Source organism: Micromonospora sp. DH13 (assembly GCF_020873825.1).
In the GTDB taxonomy this organism is placed as follows: domain Bacteria; phylum Actinomycetota; class Actinomycetes; order Mycobacteriales; family Micromonosporaceae; genus Micromonospora; species Micromonospora haikouensis.
Map to the genome: position 1 here is coordinate 1 of NZ_JAHWGR010000021.1, position 25,914 is coordinate 25,914.

Genomic DNA, 25,914 nt, shown 5'->3' on the forward strand with positions numbered 1-25,914 from the left:
CCGAACCCGGAAGCTAAGCCCTCCAGCGCCGATGGTACTGCACTCGGGAGGGTGTGGGAGAGTAGGACACCGCCGGACATTCTTTCGTTTCAGGGCCACCCCAACCGGGGTGGCCCTGAAACGCGTCCGGGACCAGATGCGGCGACGAACCCGCTTGCCGGAACCGGCCCGGGGAGCCGCCAGCGGATCGCGGATCCCCGGGCGGGATCAGGAGCGCGTCTGGATCCCCTCGCGGATCTGGCGCAGCAGGTCACCGGCGGAGTCCACGGGCCGGCCAGGGAACATCGCCATCGCGACGCTGCCGTGGTCGGCCCAGCCGCAGATCGCGAAGTCACCGCCCTCGCCGCTGGTCGTGCCGCACTTCATCACCCCGCCGAACCGGCCGGGGGAGACCTCCCGCAGGCCGGTGACCTTCCCGGTCTCGTCCGTCATGAGGCGGAACAGGGTGTCCAGGTCGCGTTCCGGCTGCCAGAGCAGGGTCGTACCGCCGAAGATGAGCACCGACCGCTTGTCGTCCGCCGGGTCCCGGTAGACGGTGCCGAAGCTGCGGTCCAGGTCGATGTCGGCGGATAACCCGTCGCGCAGGTACTCGGCGGTGCTGCGGGCGCGTTCGCTGTCGTCCCGTCGCAGGCCGGCGACGGTGTCGGGGCTCGACAGCTCGGTGTCCTTCTGCTGCGCCACCCGCCAGCCGGCGATGCCGAGCGCGCCCACCCCCGCGAGGCCGGCCGCCAACACCACCGCGAGGACGATGCGCCGGCGCCGGGATCGGGGCGCGCGGCCGGGGCCGTCCTCCGGGTCCTGGTTGCCGAGCCGGATCGGTTCCTCGGTGAGGTCGATCGGCTCGGGCTCGTCGGCGAGCGAACGCTGCGTGAGATGCGCGTCGGACATAGCCGACACCGTACGCGAACAACAGGTGGCGCACGTCAGGTCCTCGGAAGCGCTCCGTAGACTTTGAGGGTGACCGAGAGACTGGATGCCCGACGCCCCGACGCCCCGACCCTGTCCGCCCAGTACCAGCCGGGCGAGGTAGAGCAGCGACGGTACGAGCAGTGGGTAGCCGGCGGCCGGTTCCGGGCGTCGGCCCAGAGCGACAAGCCCCCGTTCACCGTGGTCATCCCCCCGCCGAACGTCACCGGCTCGCTGCACATGGGCCACGCGTTCGAGCACACGCTGATGGACGCGCTGACCCGGCGCAAGCGGATGCAGGGCTACGAGGCGCTGTGGCTGCCGGGCATGGACCACGCCGGCATCGCCACCCAGAACCTGGTGGAGCGGCAGCTCGCGGGGGAGGGCCTGTCCCGCCACGACCTGGGCCGCGAGAAGTTCGTCGAGCGGGTGTGGCAGTGGAAGGCCGAGTCCGGCGGCGCGATCCTCGGCCAGATGCGTCGCCTCGGCGACGCCGTCGACTGGGACCGGGAGCGTTTCACCATGGACGCCGGCCTCTCCCGGGCCGTGCAGACCATGTTCAAGAAGCTCTTCGACGACGGGCTGATCTACCGCGCCAACCGGATCATCAACTGGTGCCCGCGCTGCCTGACGGCCCTGTCCGACATCGAGGTCGAGCACACCGACGACGACGGCGAGCTGGTCTCGATCCGATACTCGGCCGACGTGGTGGTCGCCACCACCCGGGCCGAGACGATGCTCGGTGACACCGCCGTGGCGGTGCACCCCGACGACGAGCGGTACCAGCACCTGATCGGCACCGAGGTCGAGGTGCCGCTGACCGGCCGGCGGATCCCGATCGTGGCCGACGAGCACGTCGACCCGGCCTTCGGCACGGGCATGGTGAAGGTGACCCCGGCGCACGACCCGAACGACTTCGAGATCGGCCAGCGGCACGGCCTGCCGGCCCTGGCGATCATGGACGAGCGCGGGGTGATCACCGCCCACGGCCCGTTCCAGGGCCTGGACCGCTACGAGGCCCGGCCGGCGATCGTGGCCGCGCTGCGCGAGCAGGGCCTGATCGTGGCCGAGAAGCGGCCGTACGTGCACGCCGTCGGTCACTGCTCCCGGTGCAAGACCACGGTCGAGCCGCGGCTGTCGCTGCAGTGGTTCGTCAACACCGGCCCGCTGGCGAAGGCGGCCGGTGACGCGGTGCGCGACGGCCGGGTGAAGATCGAGCCGGCCGAGCTGGCCAAGCGCTACTTCGCGTGGGTCGACAACATGCACGACTGGTGCATCTCCCGCCAGCTGTGGTGGGGCCACCGCATCCCCGTCTGGTACGGCCCGGACGGCGAGATCGTCTGCGTCGGCCCCGACGAGGAGCCGCCGACCGGCGCGGGCTGGCACCAGGACGAGGACGTCCTGGACACCTGGTTCTCGAGCGGGCTGTGGCCGTTCTCCACGCTCGGCTGGCCCGAGCAGACGCCGGACCTGGCGAAGTTCTATCCGACCAGCGTCCTGGTCACCGGCTACGACATCCTGTTCTTCTGGGTCGCCCGGATGATGATGTTCGGCCTCTACGCGATGGACGGCCGGCAGCCGTTCGACGTCGTCGCCCTGCACGGCATGGTGCGCGACGAGCACGGCAAGAAGATGTCGAAGTCGTTCGGCAACGTGGTCGACCCGCTGGACTGGATCGACCGGTTCGGCGCCGACGCGACCCGGTTCACCCTCGCCCGGGGCGCCAACCCCGGCCAGGACGTCCCGGTCAGCGAGGACTGGTGCCAGGGCTCCCGCAACTTCTGCAACAAGCTGTGGAACGCCACCCGCTTCGCGCTGATGAACGGCGCGCACGTCGACGGGCCGCTGCCGGCGGCCGGGGAGCTCTCCACCGTCGACCGGTGGATCCTGTCCCGGCTGGCGCACGTCACCGCCGAGGTGGACGAGCAGTTCGAGGCGTACGAGTTCGCGAAGGTCTGTGACCTGCTCTACCACTTCGCGTGGGACGACGTCTGCGACTGGTACGTGGAGTTGAGCAAGCCGGTGCTCGCCGAGGGTGGGCCGGGGGCCGACGCCACCCGCCGGGTGCTCGGGCACGTGCTCGACCAGCTGCTGCGGCTGCTGCACCCGGTGATCCCGTTCGTCACCGACGAGCTGTGGATCGCCCTCACCGGCGGGGAGACGGTCATGACGGCCGCCTGGCCGGCTGCCGACCGTACCGGAATCGACGACGCCGCGGAGGGCGAAGTCGGCACCGTCCAGCGGGTGGTGACCGAGATCCGGCGCTTCCGGTCCGACCAGGGCCTGCGGCCCACCCAGCGGGTGGTCGCGCGGCTCGACGGCCTGGCCGGCGCGGGCATCGCGGGCCACGAGCGGCTGATCCGGTCGCTGGTCCGGCTCGACCCGCCCGCCGACGACTTCCAGGCCAGCGCCACGCTCGCCATGCCCGGCGAGGTGAGCGTCGCGCTGGACACCCGCGGGTCGATCGACGTGGCCGCCGAGCGGGCCCGGCTCACCAAGGACCGGGCGGCGGCCGAGAAGGAGGTCGCCCAGGCCCGGGCGAAGCTCGACAACCCGGCGTTCGTGGGGAAGGCCCCGGAGCCGGTGGTCGCCAAGATCCGCGAGCGGCTGGCCACCGCCGAGGCCGACCTGGTCCGCATCGACGCCGCTCTGGAGGCGCTGCCCTCGTGACCGACCGCACCGACCGCACCGACCGCGCCCGTGGGGGCGACGGTGGCCGCACCGAGTTCGCCGAGGTGGAGGCCGCGCTCAACGGGCGCGGCTTCACCCGCATGCACTTCGAGCTGGACCGCATCGAGACGCTGCTCGACCTGCTCGGCAGCCCGCAGCGGGCGTACCCGTCGATCCACCTCACCGGGACCAACGGCAAGACCTCGACCGCCCGGATGATCGACTCGCTGCTGCGGGCGTTCGGGCTGCACACCGGCCGCTACACCAGCCCGCACCTGGAGAGCGTCCGCGAGCGGATCAGCCTCGACGGGGAGCCGGTCGGCGAGGACCGGTTCGTGGCCACGTACCGCGAGATCGCCCCCCTGGCCGAGCTGGTCGACCAGCGCTCCGCCGAGCCGCTGACGTACTTCGACATGACGACGGCCCTGGCGTTCGCGACGTTCGCCGACGCCCCGGTGGACGTCGCCGTGGTCGAGGTGGGGCTCGGCGGCGCGGAGGACGCCACGAACGTGATCCAGGCCGGGGTGGCGGTGCTCACCCCGATCGGGCTCGACCACACCGAGTGGCTGGGCGACACGCTCCAGGACATCGCCCTGCACAAGGCCGGAATCATCCACAAGGGGGCCACGGTGGTCTGCGCGGCGCAGGAGGAGGAGGCCGCCCGGCCGATCCTGGAGCGCTGCGCCGAGGTCGGCGCGACCGTCGCCCGCGAGGGGTCCGAGTTCGGCGTGCTGCGCCGGTCGGTCGCCGTCGGCGGCCAGGTCCTGGACATCCAGGGACTCGGCGGGGTGTACGAGGAGATGTTCGTCCCGCTGCACGGCGCGCACCAGGCGCAGAACGCGGCGGTGGCGCTCGCCGCCGTGGAGGCGTTCCTCGGGGCGGGGGCGAAGCGGCAGCTCGACGTCGAGGCCGTCCGGGAGGGGTTCGCCGCCGTCAGCTCGCCCGGCCGGCTGGAGAAGGTGCGCACCGCCCCGACGATCCTGCTCGACGGCGCGCACAACCCGCACGGGATGGCCGCCACGGTCACCGCGCTGCAGGAGGAGTTCGCGTTCAGCAAGCTCGTCGGCGTGCTCGCCGTCCTCGGCGACAAGGACGCGGCGGGCCTGCTGGAGCTGCTGGAGCCGGTGCTCGACCACCTGGTGGTCACCCGCAACTCCTCGCCCCGCGCGATGCCGGAGCAGGAGCTGGCCGAGCTGGCCCGGGAGGTCTTCGGGGCGGACCGGGTGGAGGTGGCCGAGGAGATGCCCGACGCGATCGAGGCGGCGGTGGCCCAGGCCGAGTCCGACGTGCCCGGCGAACTGGCCGGGGTCGGCGTGCTGATCACCGGCTCGGTGGTGACCGTGGCCGACGCCCGCCGGCTGCTCAAGCGATGACGTCCCCCAGGGACCCCTCGTCGCCGGCCGGGCCCGGCCGGTCCGGCGCGGACGCGAACGACGGGGCGGGCTCGGGCGGCGACGGGCTGGGCTCGGGCGGCGACACTGCGGGTGGGGGCGGTGACGGGGGCTCGGGCGGCGAGACGGCGGGGCAGCGGCGGTCCGGGCTGCGTAACCCCGCGGGGGCCGTGCGTGGCCTCGGGGCGGGGACGCTGGGCCTGGAGGCGCTGGTGCTGCTGCTCGCCATCCAGCCGATCCGGGTGGTCGGCGGCGAGCTCAGCGGCGCGGCCGTCGCGGTGATCGTGTTGTTGGCCATGGCGGCGGTGGCGCTCGCCGGCATGATGCGCCGCCCGTGGGCGTGGCACGCCGGCACCGTGCTCCAGGGGGCGCTGATGCTCGCCGGGCTGCTGCACTGGTCGCTGCTGGCGCTCGGCATCATCTTCGCGTTGGTCTGGGGCTACGCCCTGCATGTGCGCCGGGTGATCCTCGGCCGCTGAGCCGCCGGTGGGTGTTAAGAAGGGCCCCCTGCTCTACCGAATGCGTTAACAGGGGGCCCTTCCTTGCGCCTCAGGCGTCGGCGCGGGTGCGCCACTGGGTGAGGGCCACGCCGTGGCCGTCCGGGTCGCGGAACGCCGCCGCCCACACCTCCAGCTTGGTGCCCCGGTTGACGACCCGGGGGGCGTAGGTGAAGCGGACGCCGGAGTCGCGCATCCGCTCGTACGCGCCCTGGATGTCGTCGACCTCCAGGTTGACGTGGACGAGGCGGCGGCTCATGGGGGCGGCACCGGCGACCTCGCGCAGCACCAGCCGGGTCGCCCCGGAGGCGAGCACGGCGTTGCCGGAGCCCCGGTCGACCTCGGTGAAGCCGAGCGTGTCCCGGTAGAACTCCAGCGAGCGGCCCAGGTCGGTGACCAGCAGGGTGATGCCGACGCCGCTGATCGGGGCGGCGGCGTCGGCCGGCTCGGCCTCCGGGTCGTAGCCGAAGATCGCCTCGTCCAGCTCGGCCTGGTCCAGGGGCGCCGGCCGGGTGCCCGGGTCGTCCAGCGGCACGTCGATCGGGTCGAGGGAGGGGCGCGCGTCGACCGGGTCGGCGGGCGCGGGGCCCGCGTCGATGGTCTCCACCGGCACCGTCGGTTCGAACCGCTCGTCGGCCGGGTCGAACCGTTCCTCGGTCGCCGCGAAGCGCTCCTCGGCCGGGGAACGGGGGGCCGGGGTCGCCCGGCGGGGCAACTGGCCGGCGCTCGGCTCCACCAGCGTCCCCTCCAGCACGACCGGTCCGCCGGGGCGGTGGTGCATCACGACGGGCTCCCGGTCCTCCGGCAGCGGGCCGAGGTCGTCGTGCAGCGGCTGGAGGTCGTCGCGCAGCGGGTCGGGTGCCGACGGGTCGCGCGGGTCGTCGTGGTAGTCGTCGTCCGGGCCCCGGTCGGCCCAGGGCGGCGCCTCCTGCCCGATGAGCACCTCGTCGACCGGGTCGGGGCCGCCGAACTCGGGCGGCAGGTCGGCGGCCACCGCGGCGGCGGTCTCCGCGTGGGTGGGCACGTCGTCCCAGAGGACCCGGACGTGGCGCTGGTCGTCCAGGGCCACCCGGATCGGCAGGGACTGGCCGACCGACGGCCACTTCGCCACCGGCACCCTCGGCTCGATGATCTTCTTCGACCGGGGCGGCATGCCCGGCGCGTCGATGACCAGTTGCAGCTCGCAGCGGCCGAACGCATACGTGGTGGGGGGCTCGGAGGCGCTGTGCACGTGCCCGACGCCGACGACCCAGGTGCGCCCGCCGCCGCGCACGGTGGCCAGCGCGATCGCCAGCACCACCAGCGCCACGCCGAGCGCCACGATCGCCCAGCTGGTCATGCCCAGCCCGAACAGGACCACGAAGGTCGCCACGGTGCCGAGCACCGCGGCGATGAGCTTGCGTACCGGCGCGATGGGTCGGTTCCCGTTAGCCACAGTGGACCTCCCTGGAGTCAAGGGCCAGGCTAGGCCGGATCGGCGACCCAGGGAAAGAGCAGCCGCCGCGCCGGCGCCGGGACCGGGTCGCTAGGCTGACCGTACCCAGCCGAGCCGCCTTCCGCGCACAGGAGGAACCCAGCGTGTCCAGCAGCAGCCCGGACGAGCGCACCCTCGTCCTGATCAAGCCCGACGCGGTCCGCCGTGGCCTGGTCGGCGAGATCCTCTCCCGCTTCGAGCGCAAGGGCCTGCGGATCGACGCCATGGTGTCCCGGACGATGGACGGCGACTTCGCCGACCAGCACTACGCCGAGCACGTCGACAAGCCGTTCTACCCGCCGCTGAAGGGCTTCATGACCGGCGGCCCGCTGGTGGCGCTCGTGCTCGCCGGCGACCAGGTCATCGAGGTCGTGCGCGGCATGATCGGCAGCACCGACGGTCGCCGGGCCGCCGCCGGCACCATCCGCGGCGACTTCTCCCTGTCCAACCGGGAGAACCTGGTGCACGCCTCCGACTCGACCGACAGCGCCAAGCGCGAGATCGCGCTCTGGTTCCCCGAGCTGCACTGACGGGTTCCCGAGCCGGACTGACGGGTATCCGACCGGCGGGCGGCGGTGCCGCCCGCCCGGTCGCCTCACGCCGCCAGCCCGGCGAGCTTGTCCGGGTTGCCGACCAGGTAGAGGCCGGTGATCCGGCCGTCGGCGGCGGCCACGGCCAGCGCGTACCGCCGGCCGTCGGGCCAGTGGATGACGACCCCCGGCTGGCCGTTGAGCTCGGTCGGGGCGAGGCGGGGCGGCTGCCGCCTGCGGGGCCCGTGGACGCCGGCGAAGAAGCGGGCGACCCGGTCCGCCCCGCGCACCGGGTTGCGGGCCGACCGGACCCGCCCGCCGCCGTCGCTCCACGCCGTGACGTCGTCGGCCACCAGGGCGGTCAGCCGGGCCAGGTCACCGTCGCGGGCGGCGGCGAGGAACGCGTCGAGCAGCCGCCGCTGCTCGCCCGGGCCCGCGGTGAAGCGGCGGCGGTCCGCGGCGACCCGGTCCGTCGCCCGGTGGTGCAGCTGCCGGCAGTCCGCCGCCGACCGGCCGAGGATCTCGGCGATCTCCGCGAACGGCAGCGCGAACGCGGTGCGCAGCACGTAGACGGCGCGCTCCGGCGCGGTCAGCCGCTCCAGCAGGTGCAGCAGCGCCAGCGAGAGCGAGTCGCGCAGCTCCGCGTGCTCGGGTGGCCCGACGGGCGGTTCGACCGGCGGCCCGAAGGGCGAGGGCGCGGTGGCCACCGGCTCGGGCAGCCACGGACCGACGTACGTCTCCCGGGCCGCCTGCCGCGCGCGGAGCCGGTCGATCGCCAGCCGGGTGACCACCCGGGACAGGTAACGGCGCGGCTCGGCCACGGCCGCCCGGTCGGCGCCGAGCCACCGCAGGTAGGCGTCCTGGAGCACGTCCTCGGCGTCGTGCAGGCTGCCGAGCAGCCGGTACGCCAGCCCGAGCAGCATCGGCCGGTGCGCGTCGAGCGCGCCGGCCGCCCCCGTCGCGTCGGCTGCCGTCGCCCGGCCCGGCTCCGCCGGCGGAAGCGGCGCGCGGCCGGGGCCGCACCCGCTCCCGGCCAGCCGCGCCCCCGGTGCCGTCACTCGTGCGTCGAGGGGCGGCGTCGGGTGGCCGCCACGATCCGGTTCCACACGTTGATGGTGGCGATCGCGACCGTCAGGTCCGCCAGCTCCTTGTCCGACCACACCTTCGCGGCGGCGTCCCACACGTCGTCGGGCACCCCGTGCTCGCCGAGGCGGGTGAGCGCGTCGGTGAGCGCGAGCGCGGTGCGTTCCCGCTCGTCGAAGAAGGGCGCCTCCCGCCAGGCGGCCACGGCGAACAGCCGCCGGCTGGACTCGCCCGCCGCGAGCGCCTCCCGGCTGTGCATGTCCACGCAGAACGCGCAGCCGTTCAGCATGGACGCCCGGAGCTTCACCAGCTCCAGCACCGTGTGGTCGACGTTGTCCCGGGCGTAGCGCTCCAGCCCGGCCACCGCCCGGTAGGCCTCCGGCGCCACCGCCGTCAGGTCGATCCGGCTCATCGTGCCTCCCATCGTCGTGAGCATGCACCCGTCACGACGGTCGGCGAGGGCCCGGATGTGACGGCTCGCGGTGTGACGCGCGTCATCCCGGCGGCGCGCGGGGGCACGGCGCCCCCGACTGGTCAGTCGGCCTTCCCCCGCCGGTCATCCGGCCCGCCGCGACAGCACACCTGCCCCCGGTACACCACTGGTGACCAACTTCCCGTGGAGGGGACAGATGACTTCTCTCGACCGACGTACCCTGCTGCGCGCCGGCCTCGCGACCGGGGCGGGCCTGGCCGGCGGCGCCCTGTTCGGCGCGGCCGGCGCCCAGGCCACCGGCGCCGGGGCGACCCCGCCGGCAGGCGCGCCCGCCTGGCGGCCCTCCGGCCGGCCCGTGCTCACCCACGGCGTGCAGAGCGGCGACGTCACGGCCGATTCGGCGCTGGTGTGGACCCGCGCCGACCGGCCGGGCCGGATGTGGGTGGAGGTGAGCCGCCGGCCCGACCTGCGCGGCGCGCGGCTGCTGCGCGGCCCGGTGCTCGACCCGTCCGCCGATCACACCGGCCGGGTGCGGTTGCGCGGCCTGCCGTGCGGCGAGCGGCTGCACTACCGGGTGTCGGTGGAGAGCCTGGACCGGCACGGGGTACGCAGCGAGCCGCTGGTCGGCTCGTTCGCCACCGCGCCCGGCGCGCACGGCCGGCGGGGCGTGCGGTTCGTCTGGACCGGCGACATCGCCGGGCAGGGGTGGGGCATCGCCCCGGACTTCGGCGGGATGCGGATCTTCCAGGCGATGCGGTCCGTCCGCCCCGACTTCTTCCTGTGCAGCGGCGACACCGTGTACGCCGACGGGCCGCTCGCCGAGACGGTGACGCTGCCCGACGGCCGGATCTGGCGCAACCTGGTCACCCCGGAGAAGAGCAAGGTCGCCGAGACCCTCGCCGAGTACCGGGGGCAGTTCGCGTACAACCTGCTCGACGAGCACCTGCGGGCGTTCGTCGCCGAGGTGCCGCAGGTCAACCAGTGGGACGACCACGAGGTGACCAACAACTGGTATCCCGGCGAGGTCCTGGCCGACGCCCGGTACACCGAGCAGCGGGTGGACGTGCTCGCCGCGCGGGCCCGGCAGGCGTTCGGCGAGTGGCTGCCGGTGCCGGCGGGCGGGCCGCTGTACCGGAAGCTGTCGTACGGGCCGCTGCTGGACGTGTTCGTGCTGGACATGCGCACCTACAAGGACCCCAACGACGGCAACACGTACGCCGACCCGGAGCGTGGCCTGCTCGGCCGGGAGCAGCGGGCGTGGCTGGTCCGGGAGCTGAAGCGGTCCCGGGCGACGTGGAAGGTGATCGCCAACGACCTGCCGATCGGCCTGGTGGTGCCGGACGGGTCGGCGCAGGAGGGCGTGGCGCAGGGCGACCCCGGCGCGCCCGCCGGGCGGGAGCTGGAGTTCGCCGAGGTGCTGGGCTCGGCGCACCGGGCCGGGGTGACCGGGATCGTGTTCCTCACGGCCGACGTGCACTACACGGCGGCGCACCACTACGACCCGGCGCGGGCGGCGGTGGCGGACTTCACCCCGTTCTGGGAGTTCGTCTCCGGGCCGGCGCACGCGGGCGCGTTCGGGCCGAACGCCCTGGACGGCACGTTCGGCCCGAAGGCGGTCTTCGTCAACGCCCCGCCGCGGGCGAACACGTCGCCGGCCGAGGGCTTCCAGCACTTCGGCGAGGTGGCCATCGACGGGGAGTCGGGCGCGTTCACGGTGCACCTGCGCGACCGCGACGGCGGGTCGCTCTGGACCACCACCCTGCCCGCCCCGGGCCGCTGACCTGATCCCGACCCGGTCCGCGGGCGGTTGCCGTGGCGCGCGAGACGGTAACCGCCCGGGGCCGGGCGGGGCAGTTAAGTCGGCGGCGGGCGCCGCCGCCGATCGCGTATCCTTGACCCTCAGTAAGGCGACGACCCGGCCATCACCGGTGAGCCTCCGGAAGAACAGCCGGCGCAACCCGGCCCAGTAGAACCGGACGGGTCCGGCCCGTCACAGCCGGCAACGAGCGGGCGGTCGATCCTGGCCGCCAAGCGGGGTGGTACCGCGGGCCTGCCCCGGCGCGCCGGTGACGGCGTACCGGAAAAGGGCTCGTCCTCGCAGACCCACACGTGAGTGAGCTGCGCGAGGAGAGCGACCCCCGATGGCCTATCCGTTGCACGACCCGACCGCCGCCGGCGTCCCGGCGAGCCCCGACCTGCCCGCGGTCGAGCGCCGGGTGCTGGAGCACTGGGCGGCCGACAAGACCTTCGAGGCGTCCGTCGAGGCCCGCCCCGCCGGGGACGACGGCAAGAACGAGTACGTCTTCTACGACGGCCCGCCGTTCGCCAACGGCCTGCCGCACTACGGCCACCTCTTCACCGGGTACGTCAAGGACGCGGTGCCCCGCTACCAGACCATGCGGGGCCGGCACGTCGAGCGGCGCTTCGGCTGGGACTGCCACGGCCTGCCCGCCGAGGTCGTCGCCGAGAAGCAGCTCGGCATCACCAGCAAGGCGGAGATCCTCGACCTCGGCGTGGCCCGGTTCAACGAGGCGTGCCGCACCTCGGTGCTGGAGTTCACCCAGGACTGGGAGCGGTACGTCACCCGGCAGGCCCGCTGGGTCGACTTCGCCAACGACTACAAGACCCTCGACCTGGACTACATGGAAAGCGTCATGTGGGCCTTCAAGACCCTGCACGACAAGGGCCTGGTCTACGAGGGCTTCCGGGTGCTCGCGTACTGCTGGCGGTGCGAGACCCCGCTGTCGAACACCGAGACCCGGATGGACGACGTCTACAAGGACCGGCACGACCCCACGCTGACCGTGTGGTTCGAGCTGACCGCCGACGACGCCGCCCCCGAGCTGCTGCGCGGGCCGGTCCGGCTGGGCGTGTGGACCACCACGCCGTGGACGCTGCCGTCGAACCTGGCGCTCGCCGTCGGCCCCGACATCGAGTACGCGGTGCTGGAGCGCGACGGCGACCGGTTCGTCGTGGGCGCGGCGCGGCTGGGCGCGTACGCGAAGGAGCTGGAGGGGTACGAGCAGCTCGGGACCGTGTACGGCCGCGACCTGGTCGGCCGCCGCTACACCCCGCTGTACGACTTCCTGGTCTCCCGGGCCGGCGAGAACGCGTACCAGGTGCTCGGGGCCGAGTTCGTCACCACCGAGGACGGCACCGGGATCGTGCACCTCGCCCCCGCCTTCGGCGAGGACGACCAGAACGTCTGCAACGCCGCCGGCATCCCGACCGTCGTCACCGTCGACGACCACACCCGGTTCACCGCGCTCGTGCCGCCGTACCAGGGCGAGCAGGTCTTCGACGTCAACAAGCCGGTGATCCGGGAGCTGAAGGAGCGGGGGGTGGTGCTGCGGCAGGACACCTACACCCACTCCTACCCGCACTGCTGGCGCTGCGACACCCCGCTGGTCTACAAGGCGGTGTCGTCGTGGTTCGTGGCGGTGACGCAGTTCAAGGACCGGATGGTCGAGCTGAACCAGCAGATCAACTGGACGCCGGGCCACATCAAGGACGGCTCGTTCGGCAAGTGGCTGGCCAACGCCCGGGACTGGTCGATCAGCCGCAACCGGTTCTGGGGCTCGCCGATCCCGGTGTGGAAGTCCGACGACCCGAACTACCCGCGCCTCGACGTCTACGGCTCGCTCGACGACATCGAGCGGGACTTCGGCGTACGCCTGACCGACCTGCACCGGCCGGCGGTCGACGACCTGGTGCGCCCCAACCCGGACGACCCGACCGGCAAGTCGACGATGCGCCGGGTGCCGGAGGTGCTGGACTGCTGGTTCGAGTCCGGCTCGATGCCGTTCGCCCAGGTGCACTACCCGTTCGAGAACCGCGACTGGTTCGAGCACCACTACCCGGGCGACTTCATCGTCGAATACATCGGGCAGACCCGCGGCTGGTTCTACACCATGCACGTGCTGGCCACGGCGCTGTTCGACCGGCCGGCGTTCCGCAACTGCCTCAGCCACGGCATCCTGCTCGGCTCCGACGGGCGCAAGATGTCCAAGAGCCTGCGCAACTACCCGGACGTTTACCACGTCTTCGACTCGTACGGCTCCGACGCGATGCGCTGGATGCTGATGTCGTCGCCGGTGCTGCGCGGCGGGGACATGCCGGTCACCGAGGGGTCGATCCGCGACGCCGTCCGGCAGGTGCTGCTGCCGCTGTGGAACGTGTGGTACTTCTTCTCGCTCTACGCCAACGCCGACGGCTACACGGCGAAGCGGCGGGTGGACTCCACCCACCTGCTCGACCGGTACGTGCTGGCGAAGACCAACGAGCTGGTCGCCACGGCGCAGGCGCAGCTCGACGCGTACGACATCTCGGGGGCCTGCGCGACGGTCCGGTCGTTCCTCGACGCCCTGACCAACTGGTACGTCCGCCGGTCCCGCGACCGGTTCTGGTCCGGCGACGCCGACGCGTTCGACACGCTCTGGACGGTGCTGGAGACGCTGTGCCGGGTGGTGGCGCCGCTGGCGCCGCTGACCGCCGAGGAGATCTGGCGTGGCCTCACCGGCGAGCGGTCGGTGCACCTGACCGACTGGCCGGCGGCCGAGGAGTTCCCCGCCGACCACGACCTCGTCGCGGCGATGGACGCCGTCCGGGACGTCTGCTCGGCGGCGCTGTCGCTGCGCAAGGCCAAGGGGCTGCGGGTGCGGCTGCCGCTGTCGAAGCTGACCGTGGCCTCGCCGGTGGCGGCGCAGCTGCGGCCGTTCGCCGACCTGGTCGCCGACGAGGTCAACGTGAAGGTCGTGGAGTTCTCCGAGGAGGTCACCAGCTACTGCCAGCAGGTGCTGACCGTGGTGCCCCGGGCGCTCGGGCCCCGCGTCGGCAAGCAGGTGCAGCAGGTGATCAAGGCGGTCAAGGCGGGCGAGTGGGAGCTGGTCGACGGCGCCCCCGTCGCCGCCGGGGTCACCCTCGCCGAGGGCGAGTACGAGCTGCGCCTGGTCGCCGCCGACGCCGAGCACTCCGCGCCGCTGCCCGGCGGCGAGGGCGTGGTCGTGCTCGACACGGAGGTCACCCCGGAGCTGGCCGCCGAGGGGCTGGCCCGCGACGTGGTGCGGGTGGTGCAGCAGGCCCGCCGCGACGCCGACCTGGACGTGTCGGACCGGATCGCGCTGACGCTGTCGGCGTCGGCGGAGGTCCGGGCGGCGGTGGCGGCGTACCGGGATTTCGTGGCCCGCGAGGTGCTCGCCGACTCGATCGAGGTGGTGGCGGAGGACGCCGACCTCGCCGACCGGGCCGACCGGCCCGGCTTCGCCGGCGAGGTCGGCGACGGCGACCGCGTGACGGTCGCGGTGCGCCGCGCCTGAGGTGTAAGGAGGGGCCCCCTGTTAACGCTTTCTGTATAGGAAGGGGCCCCTCCTAACTGCCCCGGGCCGCGTCGTGTGACGGCCCGGGGCGGTGCCGGCCATCGGCTGCGGCGTCCATCGAACGGTCGCGGCGGCAAGGAAAGGTCGCGGCGGCCAGGAAGGGGCGGGGCGGCCACGGAGCGGGCGCGGCGGCGACCCGTGCGGGCGGGCTCGACAGCGTCGGCTAACGTGACAACACCCGTGCCAGTACGACCGCCGGTATCGGCCCGACCGCTGGTTACCGGCCCGACCGGCCGTCACCGCACGGCCGCCTGTCCCAGCACGACCCCGGAGGACCAGTGCCGCTGCTCTACACCATCGGCAAGCTCACCGTGGCACCCACGCTCCGGTTGGCGTTCCGACCGACCGTGGAGGGGCTCGAGCACATCCCGGAGACCGGGGGCGCGATCTTCGCCGGCAACCACCTCTCGGTCGCCGACGAGCTGTTCCTCGGCACGGTCGTGCCCCGGCACCTGGCGTTCTGGGCGAAGTCGGAATACTTCAAGGGCACCGGCGTGAAGGGTGCCTTCTCCAAGTTCGTGCTCACCGGCCTGGGGGCGATCCCCGTCGAGCGGGCCGGCGGTCGGGCCGCGCTGTCCGCGTTCGACGCGGCGATCCCGGCCCTGCGGGGCGGCGACCTGGTCGCCGTCTACCCGGAGGGGACCCGCTCGCCCGACGGGCGGCTCTACCGGGGGCGCACCGGCGCTGCCCGGCTGGCCGTAGCGGCCGGCGTGCCGATCATCCCGGTCGGCATGATCGGCACCGACAAGGCCCAGCCGATCGGCGCCCGGGTGCCCCGGCCGGGCAAGTCGAAGATCATCGTCCGGTTCGGCAAGCCGCTGGACTTCACCGGTCGCCCCGACGACCGGACGTCGCTGCGCGAGATGACCGACGAGCTGATGAGCGAGATCCAGAAGCTCACCGGTCAGGAGTACGTCCCGCGCTACGCCCCGCCGCGCGCGAACGCGCCGGTCGCCGGCGAGCCCCCGGCCGGGGCCTGACCCGCCCGAGCACGCCCGGCCTCCCGGGTCGCGCCGTTTCTACGGCCGTTCCCAAGGGGCGGGTCGGTTCTGCGGGGCGGGTCGTCACGGCGCGTCGTTGCCGCGGCGGCGTTCCTGCGCCACGACCCGGTCGACGTCCGCGAGGCGGTCCAGCTGCTTCATCGTGCGGGCCATCCGGGCGTTCGCCGGGATCCGGTCCCGGTTGCGGTCCAGGAACGCCCAGTACCCCGCCGTGTACGGGCACGCGTCCGCGCCGAGCCGCTTCCTCGGGTCGTACCGGCAGCCGCCGCAGTAGTCGCTCATCCGGTTGACGTACGCGCCGCCGGAGACGTACGGCTTGGTGGTCATCCGGCCCAGGTCGGCGTACTGGCTCATGCCGACCACGTTGGCGGTCATCACCCACTCGTAGCCGTCCACGAAGCGGGTGTGGAACCACTCCACCAGCTCGGCCGGCCGCCAGCCGCGCTGCAGGGCGTAGTTGCCGAGCACCATCAGCCGGGGGATGTGGTGCACCCAGCCGTGGTCGCGCACCCCGGCCAGCACGTCCGACAGGCAGTGCGCCTGCACCGCGTCGGCGTCCAGCTCCTGGAACCAGCCGGGCACCGCGCGGCGGGCCGCGAGCGCGTTGCTGCGCCGCCAACCGGCGTCGAAGTGCCAGTACAGGTGCCAGACGAAGTCCCGCCAGCCCAGGACCTGCCGCACGAAGCCCTCCACGCTGGCCAGCGGCGCGCCCTGGCTCCGGTACGCCTTCTCCGCGCCCCGGATCGCGTCGAGGGGGTCGAGCAGGCCGAGGTTGAACGAGGAGGAGAGCATGCTGTGCGCCAGCCACGGGTCGGTGGAGAGCATCGCGTCCTCGTACGGGCCGAAGGCCGGCAGCCGGTGCCGCAGGAAGTGGCGCAGCCGGGCCTGGGCCTCCTTCGTGGTGGCCGGGAAGCGCCGTGGCCCGTCCCGGCCGACGAACCGGATGCCCTCCCGCTCCCAGCGGTCGAGGTCGGCGCGGACCTCGGCGTCGATGTCGTCCTCCTTCGGCACCGGCGCGGCGGGGACGGCGAGCCTGCCGTCCTTCGGCGGCGGCTCCCGGTTCTCGACGTCCAGGCTCCACCGGCCGCCGACCGGCTCGTCGCCGTCGACCAGCACCCGGTGGTGCTCGCGGGCGAACCGGTAGAACGCCTCCATCCGCAGCGCGCCGCGCCGCCCACCGGCCCACTCGGCGAAGTCGTCCAGGCTGGTGACGAAGCCGCGCGGCGGCAGCACGGTCACCCCGTCCCGCCGCCGGACGAACTCCAGGGCCCGGCGCGAGGTGGGATGACACACCTCGACCGGCTCGCGGACCTTGCGCAGCCCCTCCGCGTACGTCTCGGTGCGCAGGTAGGTGGCCTGCGCACCGAGCTCGGCGGCGCGGTGGCGCAGCGCGGAGAGGATCAGGTGCGCCTTCTGCCGGTGGTAGACGCGGCGGCGGAAGACCGCCTTCGACTCGATCAGCAGGACCGGCTGGCGGCGGTCGTCGAGGAAGTGCGGCCCCAGCTGATCGGCGAAGAGCCAACGCCGCGACATGCCCCGATTGTGGCCCGGGTCGGCCGCCGTCCGGCCCGGAAGCCGGAAAACCCGAGCACCCGAGACCACCGGCGCGGACCCGCCGCCCGCTGGTCCGCCTCCCGTCGCCCGCCCGCCGGGCGGGGCGCGTCACGTCGCGCTGGAGCCCACCTGTTCCGGGGTGATGATCTGCTCGCGCATCTCGTCGAGCAGCCGGGCGCTGTCGTCCACGGAGAGCTGGGTGAAGATCCCGGTGGTGAGGCTGCCGTGGTCGACCGAGGTGCAGACCACGACGGCGGTGGCGTCGAGCGCGCCGACGGCGCAGCGGGCGAACCGCCCCCGGACGTCGGTGTCGACCACCTGCGGATCGCCGAGCTGGTATCGCGGCTTGAGCCGGGCCAGTTCGTCGTCCGCGTCGCTCTCGGGGGTCAACCGGAAGCCGGTGCCGCCGAACACGACGACGGGCTTGCCCGCCGACGAGGCGTACACGCCGGCGAAGGTGTCCTCGGCCAGCAGGTGCGCCTCGCGCGTCTCGGCCTCGAGCTGGTTCGCGGTGGCCTTGCTGCGGGCGTCCTCGCGCAGCGACAGGTCGGCGATCTGCGCAGGCAGCGCCGCCTTCGCCGGATACTGCTCCCACATCGGCTTGACCCAGTACGCCGGGCAGCCGCAGCAGCAGGCGATGCTCAACAGCAGCACCCACGGCCAGCGCCGCCGGCGTCGGCGGGGGGCCTTCGGCGCGGGCGGGGGAGGGGCGGGCCGGCGTTGTTGCGGAGGCGGTGGGGGCGGTGCCACCGGGCGAGCCGCAGGCGGGGGTGACACCTGTCGGGCCGGCGGAGGCGACACCTGCCGGGGCGGCGACACCTGCCGGGCGGGTGCCGGCGGCAGCGGCCGGGCCATGGGCGGCGGGGCGGACCGGGCGGCCGGCGGTGGGCTGACGGGCCGGGCCGCGGGCGACACGGGCCGGGCCGGCTGCGGCGGGGTCACCGGGTGGGACGCCGCCGGGGTGCCGCGACCGACGACGGGTGCCGAGCCGGCCGCCGGCCCCGGGTACTGCCGGGTGGGTGGCGTCGCGGGGTACGGCGTGGTCGGCGGCAGCGGGGGCAGTTCGGCGGCGTGCAGGTCCCAACTGCCGGTGTCCACGCCGGCCCACGGGTCCACCGGAACCTGGCTCTCCGGGGGCGGCAGCGGCCCGTGCCCGACCGGTGCGGGCGGCAGCGGAGCCGGGGGCGGGGTCGACGGTGGAGGGGCAGGCGGGGTGAACACGGCGGACTCCCCCCAGCTCCGCTTGCGCGGGGCCGGCGGCGGGACCGACGCGGACCCGCGCAAGCGGAGCGCGGGCGGCTCGGCGGCGGCGGGGTCGACGGTCGTCCGGTCCGGACGCGCGTCCAGCTTCGTGGCGTCCGGGCGTGCGGCGGATTCCGGGGCGTCCGGGCCGGGATCCAGCCTCGTGGCGTCCGGGCGCGGGCCCAGCTTCGCGTCCTGGTGGGCCTCGATCCTCGTCGGGTCCTGGGTGGGGGTCGGCCTGCTGGCCCTGGCGCGGCCCGGGGCGAAGGCCGGCGAGGTCACACCGGCCCGGCCGAGGGCGGGCCGCGGCGGCGTGGGCTCGACCCGGGTCGGGTCCGGGCCGGGGAGCGGCGGGGTGGGGGCGATCCGGGTCGGGTCCGGGCCGGGGCGCGCCGGGGTGGCGGAGCCGACCGGTCGAGGCGGCGCGGCAGGTGCCCCGTGGGCACCGGCAGGATCGACCCGGGTGGGCTCCGGCTCCGGCGACGAACCGGGCTCCGGCGAGGCGTCCGCGACCGGGACGGTCGCCTCGGCGGCCCCGCCGTCGGGGAGCGCGGCGGTCCTGGTCGCGTCGGTTCCGTGGTCGATCGCCCCGTCGGTCACCTCCGTGCTGTCGCCGGTCGCCACCGCTCCGTCGCCGGTCGCCACCGCTCCGTCGCCGGTCGCCCCGTCGGTCGCCGCGCCGTCGGCCCTCACCGCACCGTCGGCCCTCACCGCACCGTCGGCCCTCGTCGCACCGCCGGTCGGCGGCTCTCCGTCGGCGCCGGTCGCGCCGTTCGTCCTCGGTTCTCCGTCGGTCGGCGTCTCCGGGTCGGTCGGCGCGTGCTCCATGGCCGCCGTCTCGACCGGGGCCGTCGTGTCGTCGGTCGCCGTGGAGCCGGTCGCTGTGGAGCCGGTCGCCGTCGTGTCGGTCGCGGTCGTGTCGTCGGTCGCCGTCGTGCCGGTCGCCGGCTCGGCGGAGGGGACCGGCACGGCATCGACCGGCTCGACCCGCTGGGTGCCGACCTGCTGGGTGTCGACCTGCTCGGTGTCGGTCTGCCCGGCCTGCGTGGTGTCGGCCTGCCCGCTGTCGGCAGGCTCGGCGGGGCCGTGCGGGGTCGGTGCGACGGGCGATGGTACGGGGGAGGGGGCCGCCTCTCCGGCGACCGCCGGGCCCTGGTCCTGGTCGACGGCCGGGGTGCCCCCGTCGGCCGGTCGATCTGCTCCCGGCTGCGGGTGCGGCATCGCGGCAATCTCCTCTCGCGCCGGTCCGAGGTTAGTACCGGCGTGCCACCGGCGGCGATCCGCCCACGTCCGGGGCGACCGTGACCAGGCTCGCGGCCCGCTTGCCCACGCCGGGAGCCGGGAGATCCCGCAGCGGTGACCGGGCCGCGCCGCGGGACCGGACGTTCTTCCGGCTGGGGCCGGGCGGGCGCGGTGGGCGCGACGCGGCGGCCGGCGGGCGGACGCGTACCCTTGGGCATCATGAGCGTTCCGTCCACCACGCCGCGTCCCGCCGTGGAGCCGTCGATCTGGCCCCGTCTGGAGCCGCTGCTGCCCCAGGTGACCAAGCCCATCCAGTACGTCGGTGGCGAGCTGGGCGCGGTGGTCAAGGGCTGGGACGAGGTCGTCGTGCGCTGGGCGCTGATGTATCCCGACGCGTACGAGGTGGGCCTGCCCAACCAGGGCGTGCAGATCCTCTACGAGGTGCTCAACGAGCTGCCGGACGTGCTGGCCGAGCGGACGTACGCGGTCTGGCCCGACCTGGAGAAGCTGATGCGCGCCCACGGCGTGCCGCAGTTCACCGTCGACGCCCACCGCTCGGTGCGCGACTTCGACGTGTTCGGCGTCTCGTTCTCCACCGAGCTGGGCTACACCAACCTGCTCACCGCGATCGACCTGGCGGGCATTCCGCTGCTGGCGGCCGACCGCACCGACGCCGACCCGGTCATCGTGGCCGGCGGGCACGCCGCGTTCAACCCGGAGCCGATCGCCGACTTCGTCGACGCCGCCGTGCTCGGCGACGGCGAGGAGGCCGTCCTGGAGATCACGGCGATCGTCCGGGAGTGGAAGGCCGAGGGCTCCCCGGGCGGCCGGGACGAGCTGCTGCTGCGGCTGGCCCGCACGGAGAGCGTCTACGTGCCGCGCTTCTACGACGTGGACTACCTGCCCGACGGCCGGATCCAGCGGGTGGTGCCGAACCGGGCGGACGTGCCCTTCCGGGTGCACAAGCGCACGACGATGGACCTGGACGCCTGGCCGTACCCGAAGAAGCCCCTGGTCCCGTTGGCCGAGACGGTCCACGAGCGGTACGCGGTGGAGATCTTCCGGGGGTGCACCCGGGGTTGCCGGTTCTGCCAGGCCGGCATGATCACCCGGCCGGTGCGGGAGCGGTCCATCACGACGGTGGGGCAGATGGTGCAGCAGGGGCTGGAGTTCTCCGGCTTCCACGAGGTGGGTCTGCTGTCGCTGTCGTCGGCCGACCACTCGGAGATCGGCGACATGTGCTCGGGCCTGGCCGAGCAGTACGCCGGCACCAACGTGTCGCTGTCGCTGCCGTCGACGCGGGTGGACGCGTTCAACATCGACCTGGCGCAGGAGCTGTCGCGCAACGGCCGGCGCACCGGTCTGACCTTCGCCCCCGAGGGCGGGTCGGAGCGGATCCGCAAGGTCATCAACAAGATGGTGTCGAAGGAAGACCTGATCCGCACCGTCGTCACCGCGTACACCAACGGCTGGCGGCAGGTGAAGCTCTACTTCATGTGCGGCCTGCCCACCGAGACCGACGCCGACGTCCTGGAGATCGCGGACATGGCGCACGAGGTGATCCGGGCGGGCCGGGCCGCCACCGGCAGCAAGGACATCCGCTGCACGGTCTCGATCGGCGGGTTCGTGCCGAAGCCGCACACCCCGTTCCAGTGGGCGTCGATGGAGCGGCCGGAGGTCATCGACCACCGGCTGCGGCTGCTCAAGCAGGCGATCAACGCCGACCGTTCGCTCGGCCGGGCGATCGGCTTCCGCTACCACGACGGCGAGCCGTCGCTGATCGAGGGCCTGCTCAGCCGGGGCGACCGCCGGGTCGGCGCGGTCATCCGGCGGGTGTGGGAGAACGGTGGCCGGTTCGACGGCTGGAGCGAGCACTTCTCGTACCAGCGGTGGGTGGACGCCGCGACCGAGGTGCTGCCGGCCTTCGGCGTGGACCTCGACTGGTACACCACCCGCCAGCGCGACGAGCTGGAGGTCCTGCCCTGGGACCACCTGGACTCGGGCCTGGACAAGGACTGGCTCTGGCAGGACTGGCAGGATTCGCTGTCCGAGTACGAGCAGGACGACTGCCGGTGGACCCCGTGCTTCGACTGCGGCGTCTGCCCGTCGATGGACACCGAGATCCAGATCGGCCCCACGGGCAGGAAGCTGCTCCCACTGACCCCGGTCAACGGTGCCGGGCTGCGGATTCCCGCCCCCACCCCGCAGTGATCCCCCCGCGCGGGATGATCAACCGATCCGAGGAGCACGACGATCAGTAGGAAACCACAGCCGGAGGGCGGGCAGGCGCCGGTCGTCCAGCGCGTCCGCATCCGGTACGCCAAGCGTGGGCCGTTGCGGTTCACCTCGCACCGCGACTTCGCCCGCGCGTTCGAGCGGGCGCTGCGGCGGGCCGGGGTGCCGATCGCCTTCTCCCAGGGCTTCACCCCGCACCCCAAGATCTCGTACGCCAGCGCGGCCCCGACCGGGGTGGCCAGCGAGGCGGAGTACCTGGAGATCGGGCTGCGGGAGCCGGTCGACCCGGGGCAGCTCCGGGCGGCGCTGGACGCCGCGCTCTCGCCCGGGCTCGACGTCCTCGACGCGGTCGTCGCCGCCGGGGGCAGCCTGGCCGACCGGATCGAGGCGTCGTACTGGCGGATCGAGCTGCCGGAGGTGGAGCCGGCCGTGCTGGAGCGCGCCGTGGCCGCTTTCGCGGCGGCGGGGGAGGTTCAGGTCGAGCGGATGACGAAGCAGGGGCGGCGCACCTTCGATGCCCGCGCGGCAGTCATGAAGATCGATGTGATCCGGTCCGTCGAGACGCCTTCCGGGGCACCGGGCGTGTCGTGTGCGATACTCGAACTGGTCGTCCGGCAGGTCACCCCGTCCGTGCGACCCGATGACGTCCTTTCCGGCCTGCGCGCGGTGGCCGACCTGGAGCCGCCGGTCTCCCCGAGGGTGATCCGGCTGGCGCAGGGCACGTTGACCGCACAGGGCGAGATCGTCGATCCGTTGGACGCGGATCGCGACGGGGCAGCCATCGTGTGAGCGTTGACCGACGGTCAGCGTTCTGGCAGGCAGACTTCGGCGGTCGCGCAGCTCGCGCGCCCGGCGGAAACACTTTTGCGGCGACCCTGCGTGGCAGCGCTCACCCGCGCCCGGGGCAGCCAGAACTGGAGAACGTCCATGCTCGAGAACGAGCCCGAGGGCGGCGAACGGACCGGTTCCCAGCCGGCCGGCGACACCGCTGACCGCACCACCGACACCGGCCGCGCCGGCGGTGACACCGTCACCGGCACGGCGGATCTCACCGCGGGCGGCCCCACCGCCGAGGGGGCGGCCCCGGCCGGCGGGCCCACCGCCGCGCAGGGCGAGGCCGCCGGGGATGCCGCCGCCGAGGCGCCGGCCCCGCCGCCCCGCAAGCGGGCCACCCGTCGGCGGGCCACCCCGCTGAACCAGCCGGAGCAGACCGAGGCTCCGGTGGAGGCGTCCACCTCCGCCGGCTCGGCCAGCGGGGAGGCCCCCCAGGCCGAGGTCCTCGCCCCGGTCGCCGGTGAGCTGGAGGAGGCGCCGAAGACGCCGCGTCGACGCCGGAAGGCGACCACCGCGAAGGCGACGGCGGAGCCGATCGTCGCCGCCGCCGCGGAGGAGGCCGGCGCGGAGGTCGTACCCCCGGTCAAGGTCACCCGGACCCGCCGCCGCAAGGCCGCCGCGGCCCCGGCGGAGGCCCCGGCCGCCGAGCCGGCCGAGGCCGCCGCGCCGGGCGAGCAGCCGACGGAGGCCGCGCCGACGCCGGCCGTGGCCGAGCCGCCGGCAGCCCAGCCGCCGTCCGCTGCCGCAGCCCAGCCGGATGCTGCCGCTGCCGGCGGTGCCGTGGACCAGCCGGCAGCCGGCGCGACCGAGGCCAGCCAGCCGGCCGCTTCCGGCCGGGCCGCCGCCGGGCGTGGCCGCCGCCGGTCCAGCGGCGCCGAGAACCGTTCCGGGGAGGTGCCGCCCGGGGTGGCCGTCTCCGGTGCCGTCGAACTGCCGGCCGGCACCGCCGAGGCTGCCGAGATCATCGAGCCCGCCGAGCCCGCCGAGCCCGCGCAGGCCAGCGAACCCGCCGTGGCCGCCGAGCCCGCCACGCCCAGCGAGCCGGTCGAGGCCGCCGAGCCGAGGACCCGCCGGCGGCGGGCCGTTCTCTCCGCGCCGACCGTCCTCTTCATGGCCCCGCAGCCGGACGAGCCGCCGGTCGCCCGGGTCGTGGTGTCGACGCCGGTGGAGCCGGAGCCGGTCGAGGAGCAGCCCGAGCCGCCCCGCCGGCGTCGCCGCGCCCGGCGCGAGGTCGAGCCGGTCGAGCAGGCCGAGGCGCCGGAGGTCGAGGAGGAGCCGGCCGCCGAGGCGGAGGAGCCCGAGGCCGCCGAGGACGAGGAAGACGAGGAGAGCGCCGCCCGTCGGCGTCGCCGCCGGGGACGCCGGGGCCGGGGCCGGGGCAAGGGCGGCGCGGACGAGGCCGACGACGACGAGGCCGAGGAGGCCGCCCAGGCCGAGGAGCCCGAAGCCGAGGGCGACGAGGACGAGGGCGAGGGCGAGACCGACGAGGGCGGGGACGGGCTGACCCGTCGTCGGCGGCGTCGCCGCCGCCGGGGCGCCGGGGACACCGACGGGGGCGCCGACGACGGCGTGCCGACGGTCGTCAAGATCCGGGAGCCGCGCAAGGCCGTCGACGAGGTGCAGGGTGTCTCCGGCTCGACCCGGCTGGAGGCCAAGCGGCAGCGCCGCCGGGACGGCCGGGAGCAGCGCCGGACCCGCCCGCCGATCCTGAGCGAGTCCGAGTTCCTGGCCCGCCGGGAGGCGGTCGACCGGGTGATGGCCGTCCGCCAGCGCGGTGACCGCACCCAGATCGCCGTCCTGGAGGACGGCGTGCTGGTCGAGCACTACGTCACCCGCAACTCCTCCGGCACCATGGCCGGCAACGTCTACCTCGGCAAGGTGCAGAACGTCCTGCCGAGCATGGAGGCGGCCTTCGTCGACATCGGGCGCGGCCGCAACGCCGTCCTGTACGCGGGCGAGGTCAACTGGGACACCACCGGCCTGGAGGGGCGGGCCCGGTCGATCGAGCAGGCCCTGCGCTCCGGCGACTCGGTGCTGGTGCAGGTCACCAAGGACCCGATCGGGCACAAGGGCGCCCGGCTGACCAGCCACATCGCGCTCTCCGGCCGGCACCTGGTCTACGTGCCGAACGGCAACGCCTCGGGCATCAGCCGCAAGCTGCCGGACACCGAGCGTAAGCGGCTGCGCGACGCGCTCAAGAAGCTGGTCCCGGACGGCGCGGGCGTGATCGTCCGGACCGCCGCCGAGGGGGCGAGCGAGGACGAGCTGGCCCGCGACGTCAAGCGCCTGCAGGCCCAGTGGGAGGACATCCAGGCCAAGGCCGCCTCCGGCGGCGCCCCGGTGCTGCTCTACGAGGAGCCGGACCTGGTCATCCGGGTCGTGCGGGACCTGTTCAACGAGGACTTCCGCGAGCTGGTGATCGAGGGCGACGAGTCGTACGGGATGGTCGAGTCCTACCTCTCGCACGTCTCGCCGGACCTGGTCGACCGGGTGCGCCGGCACGCCGGCACGACCGACGTGTTCGCCACGTACCGGATTGACGAGCAGATCCTCAAGGGCCTGGACCGGAAGGTCTTCCTGCCCTCCGGCGGCTCGCTGGTGATCGACCGCACCGAGGCGATGACCGTCATCGACGTCAACACCGGCAAGTACACCGGCTCCGGCGGCAACCTGGAGGAGACGGTCACCCGGAACAACCTGGAGGCGGCCGAGGAGATCGTCCGCCAGCTCCGGTTGCGCGACATCGGCGGCATCGTCGTGATCGACTTCATCGACATGGTGCTGGAGTCCAACCGCGAGCTGGTGCTGCGCCGGCTCACGGAGTGCCTCGGCCGGGACCGCACGAAGCACCAGGTCACCGAGATCACCTCGCTCGGGCTGGTGCAGATGACCCGCAAGCGGATCGGCGCGGGGCTGCTGGAGGCGTTCAGCGAGCCCTGCGAGTGCTGCAAGGGGCGGGGCCTGATCATCCACACCGAGCCGGTGCCGGAGAAGCCCCGTTCGGGCGGCGGCGCGGGGGACAAGGTCAAGGCGGTCGCCTCGGCGGCCCCCGCCGCCGCACCGGCCCCGGCCGAGTCGGTCGGCGGGGCGTCGTCGCGGCGTCGGGCGCGCAAGAGCGCGGCCCCGGAGCGCACGGTGGTCGAGGTGGTCGAGGCGCCGGCCGACGCCGACACCGAGGCCGACTACCACGACACGATGGGCTACGACCTGTCCCGGTACGAGGCGGACACCGCCGCCGCGCCGGCCGTGGCGGACAGCCAGCAGGGCGAGTCCGCCCGGCTGGCGGGTGCCGACGATCCGGACGCGCTCGGCGACGACGAGGGCGACGGCGACGGCGGCGACACCGGTGGCGGCCGGCGGCGCTCCCGCCGGGGTGGCACCCGGCGGCGTACCCGCCCGTGACCGGCTGACCGGCCGCGCGTTTCGCAGGGCCCCTGCCCGGGTGAC

Annotated in this window: 16 protein-coding genes; 10 read left to right on the plus strand and 6 right to left on the minus strand. The window is 74.3% G+C overall.

What is annotated here, in order from left to right; all coding sequences use genetic code 11:
• Positions 1-207: 207 nt before the first annotated feature.
• Positions 208-888, minus strand: coding sequence for a hypothetical protein (locus tag LPA42_RS19980; protein WP_077938706.1), 681 nt, complete (start codon positions 886-888; stop codon positions 208-210).
• 69 nt (positions 889-957) lie between these two features.
• Here LPA42_RS19980 and LPA42_RS19985 point away from each other — a divergent pair, with 69 nt between their 5' ends.
• From LPA42_RS19985 to LPA42_RS19995, 3 genes are all read left to right on the plus strand, one after another.
• A complete protein-coding gene (locus tag LPA42_RS19985; RefSeq protein WP_043966699.1) occupies positions 958-3,576 on the plus strand; it encodes a valine--tRNA ligase in 2,619 nt (872 codons plus the stop codon).
• Between the two features lie 101 nt (positions 3,577-3,677).
• On the plus strand, positions 3,678-4,949 hold the full coding sequence (locus LPA42_RS19990) for a folylpolyglutamate synthase/dihydrofolate synthase family protein (RefSeq protein ID WP_228986781.1): 1,272 nt from the start codon (positions 3,678-3,680) through the stop codon (positions 4,947-4,949).
• Positions 4,946-5,446, plus strand: a complete 501-nt coding sequence (locus LPA42_RS19995) for a DUF4233 domain-containing protein (RefSeq protein ID WP_228986769.1) — start codon at positions 4,946-4,948, stop codon at positions 5,444-5,446. The genes LPA42_RS19990 and LPA42_RS19995 overlap by 4 nt, the downstream gene beginning before the upstream one ends.
• 70 nt (positions 5,447-5,516) lie before the next feature.
• Here LPA42_RS19995 and LPA42_RS20000 read toward each other — a convergent pair whose 3' ends face one another.
• The gene (locus tag LPA42_RS20000; protein ID WP_077938708.1) at positions 5,517-6,899 is read right to left on the minus strand and encodes a VOC family protein; all 1,383 of its coding nucleotides are present in this window, start codon (positions 6,897-6,899) and stop codon (positions 5,517-5,519) included.
• A gap of 143 nt (positions 6,900-7,042) precedes the next feature.
• Here LPA42_RS20000 and ndk point away from each other — a divergent pair, with 143 nt between their 5' ends.
• Positions 7,043-7,468: a nucleoside-diphosphate kinase gene (ndk, locus tag LPA42_RS20005; RefSeq protein WP_077938709.1), complete on the plus strand. Its 426-nt coding sequence runs from the start codon at positions 7,043-7,045 to the stop codon at positions 7,466-7,468.
• Between the two features lie 65 nt (positions 7,469-7,533).
• On the opposite strand, the gene sigJ is transcribed toward ndk, so the two are convergent.
• Both sigJ and LPA42_RS20015 read right to left on the minus strand, forming a co-directional pair.
• Positions 7,534-8,574, minus strand: coding sequence for an RNA polymerase sigma factor SigJ (gene sigJ, locus LPA42_RS20010; RefSeq protein ID WP_228986770.1), 1,041 nt, complete (start codon positions 8,572-8,574; stop codon positions 7,534-7,536).
• Positions 8,523-8,963 (minus strand): carboxymuconolactone decarboxylase family protein, encoded by a 441-nt coding sequence (locus LPA42_RS20015; protein WP_077938710.1) that lies wholly within the window; start codon positions 8,961-8,963, stop codon positions 8,523-8,525. The genes sigJ and LPA42_RS20015 overlap by 52 nt, the downstream gene beginning before the upstream one ends.
• Positions 8,964-9,180: 217 nt before the next feature.
• Here LPA42_RS20015 and LPA42_RS20020 point away from each other — a divergent pair, with 217 nt between their 5' ends.
• From LPA42_RS20020 to LPA42_RS20030, 3 genes are all read left to right on the plus strand, one after another.
• Positions 9,181-10,764: an alkaline phosphatase gene (locus tag LPA42_RS20020; protein ID WP_077938711.1), complete on the plus strand. Its 1,584-nt coding sequence runs from the start codon at positions 9,181-9,183 to the stop codon at positions 10,762-10,764.
• A 361-nt stretch (positions 10,765-11,125) separates the two neighbouring features.
• Complete coding sequence (gene ileS, locus LPA42_RS20025; protein ID WP_077938712.1) at positions 11,126-14,299, plus strand: isoleucine--tRNA ligase; 3,174 nt, start codon at positions 11,126-11,128, stop codon at positions 14,297-14,299.
• Positions 14,300-14,637: 338 nt separating this feature from the next.
• Positions 14,638-15,339 carry a 1-acyl-sn-glycerol-3-phosphate acyltransferase gene (locus LPA42_RS20030; protein ID WP_043966714.1) on the plus strand — a complete coding sequence of 234 codons (702 nt, stop codon included), beginning with the start codon at positions 14,638-14,640 and terminating at the stop codon, positions 15,337-15,339.
• Positions 15,340-15,423: 84 nt separating this feature from the next.
• Here LPA42_RS20030 and LPA42_RS20035 read toward each other — a convergent pair whose 3' ends face one another.
• Both LPA42_RS20035 and LPA42_RS20040 read right to left on the minus strand, forming a co-directional pair.
• Positions 15,424-16,893: a cryptochrome/photolyase family protein gene (locus tag LPA42_RS20035; protein ID WP_077938713.1), complete on the minus strand. Its 1,470-nt coding sequence runs from the start codon at positions 16,891-16,893 to the stop codon at positions 15,424-15,426.
• A gap of 129 nt (positions 16,894-17,022) precedes the next feature.
• Positions 17,023-19,377 carry a hypothetical protein gene (locus tag LPA42_RS20040; RefSeq protein WP_228986771.1) on the minus strand — a complete coding sequence of 785 codons (2,355 nt, stop codon included), beginning with the start codon at positions 19,375-19,377 and terminating at the stop codon, positions 17,023-17,025.
• A 240-nt stretch (positions 19,378-19,617) separates the two neighbouring features.
• Between LPA42_RS20040 and LPA42_RS20045 the strand changes: the two genes are divergently transcribed.
• The 3 genes from LPA42_RS20045 (at position 19,618) to LPA42_RS20055 (ending at position 25,869) form a co-directional block, all read left to right on the plus strand.
• Positions 19,618-21,609, plus strand: coding sequence for a TIGR03960 family B12-binding radical SAM protein (locus LPA42_RS20045; RefSeq protein WP_077938747.1), 1,992 nt, complete (start codon positions 19,618-19,620; stop codon positions 21,607-21,609).
• A 99-nt stretch (positions 21,610-21,708) separates the two neighbouring features.
• On the plus strand, positions 21,709-22,422 hold the full coding sequence (locus LPA42_RS20050; protein ID WP_077938717.1) for a TIGR03936 family radical SAM-associated protein: 714 nt from the start codon (positions 21,709-21,711) through the stop codon (positions 22,420-22,422).
• Positions 22,423-22,560: 138 nt separating this feature from the next.
• Positions 22,561-25,869 carry an Rne/Rng family ribonuclease gene (locus LPA42_RS20055; RefSeq protein ID WP_077938718.1) on the plus strand — a complete coding sequence of 1,103 codons (3,309 nt, stop codon included), beginning with the start codon at positions 22,561-22,563 and terminating at the stop codon, positions 25,867-25,869.
• The last annotated feature ends 45 nt before the right edge of the window (positions 25,870-25,914 follow it).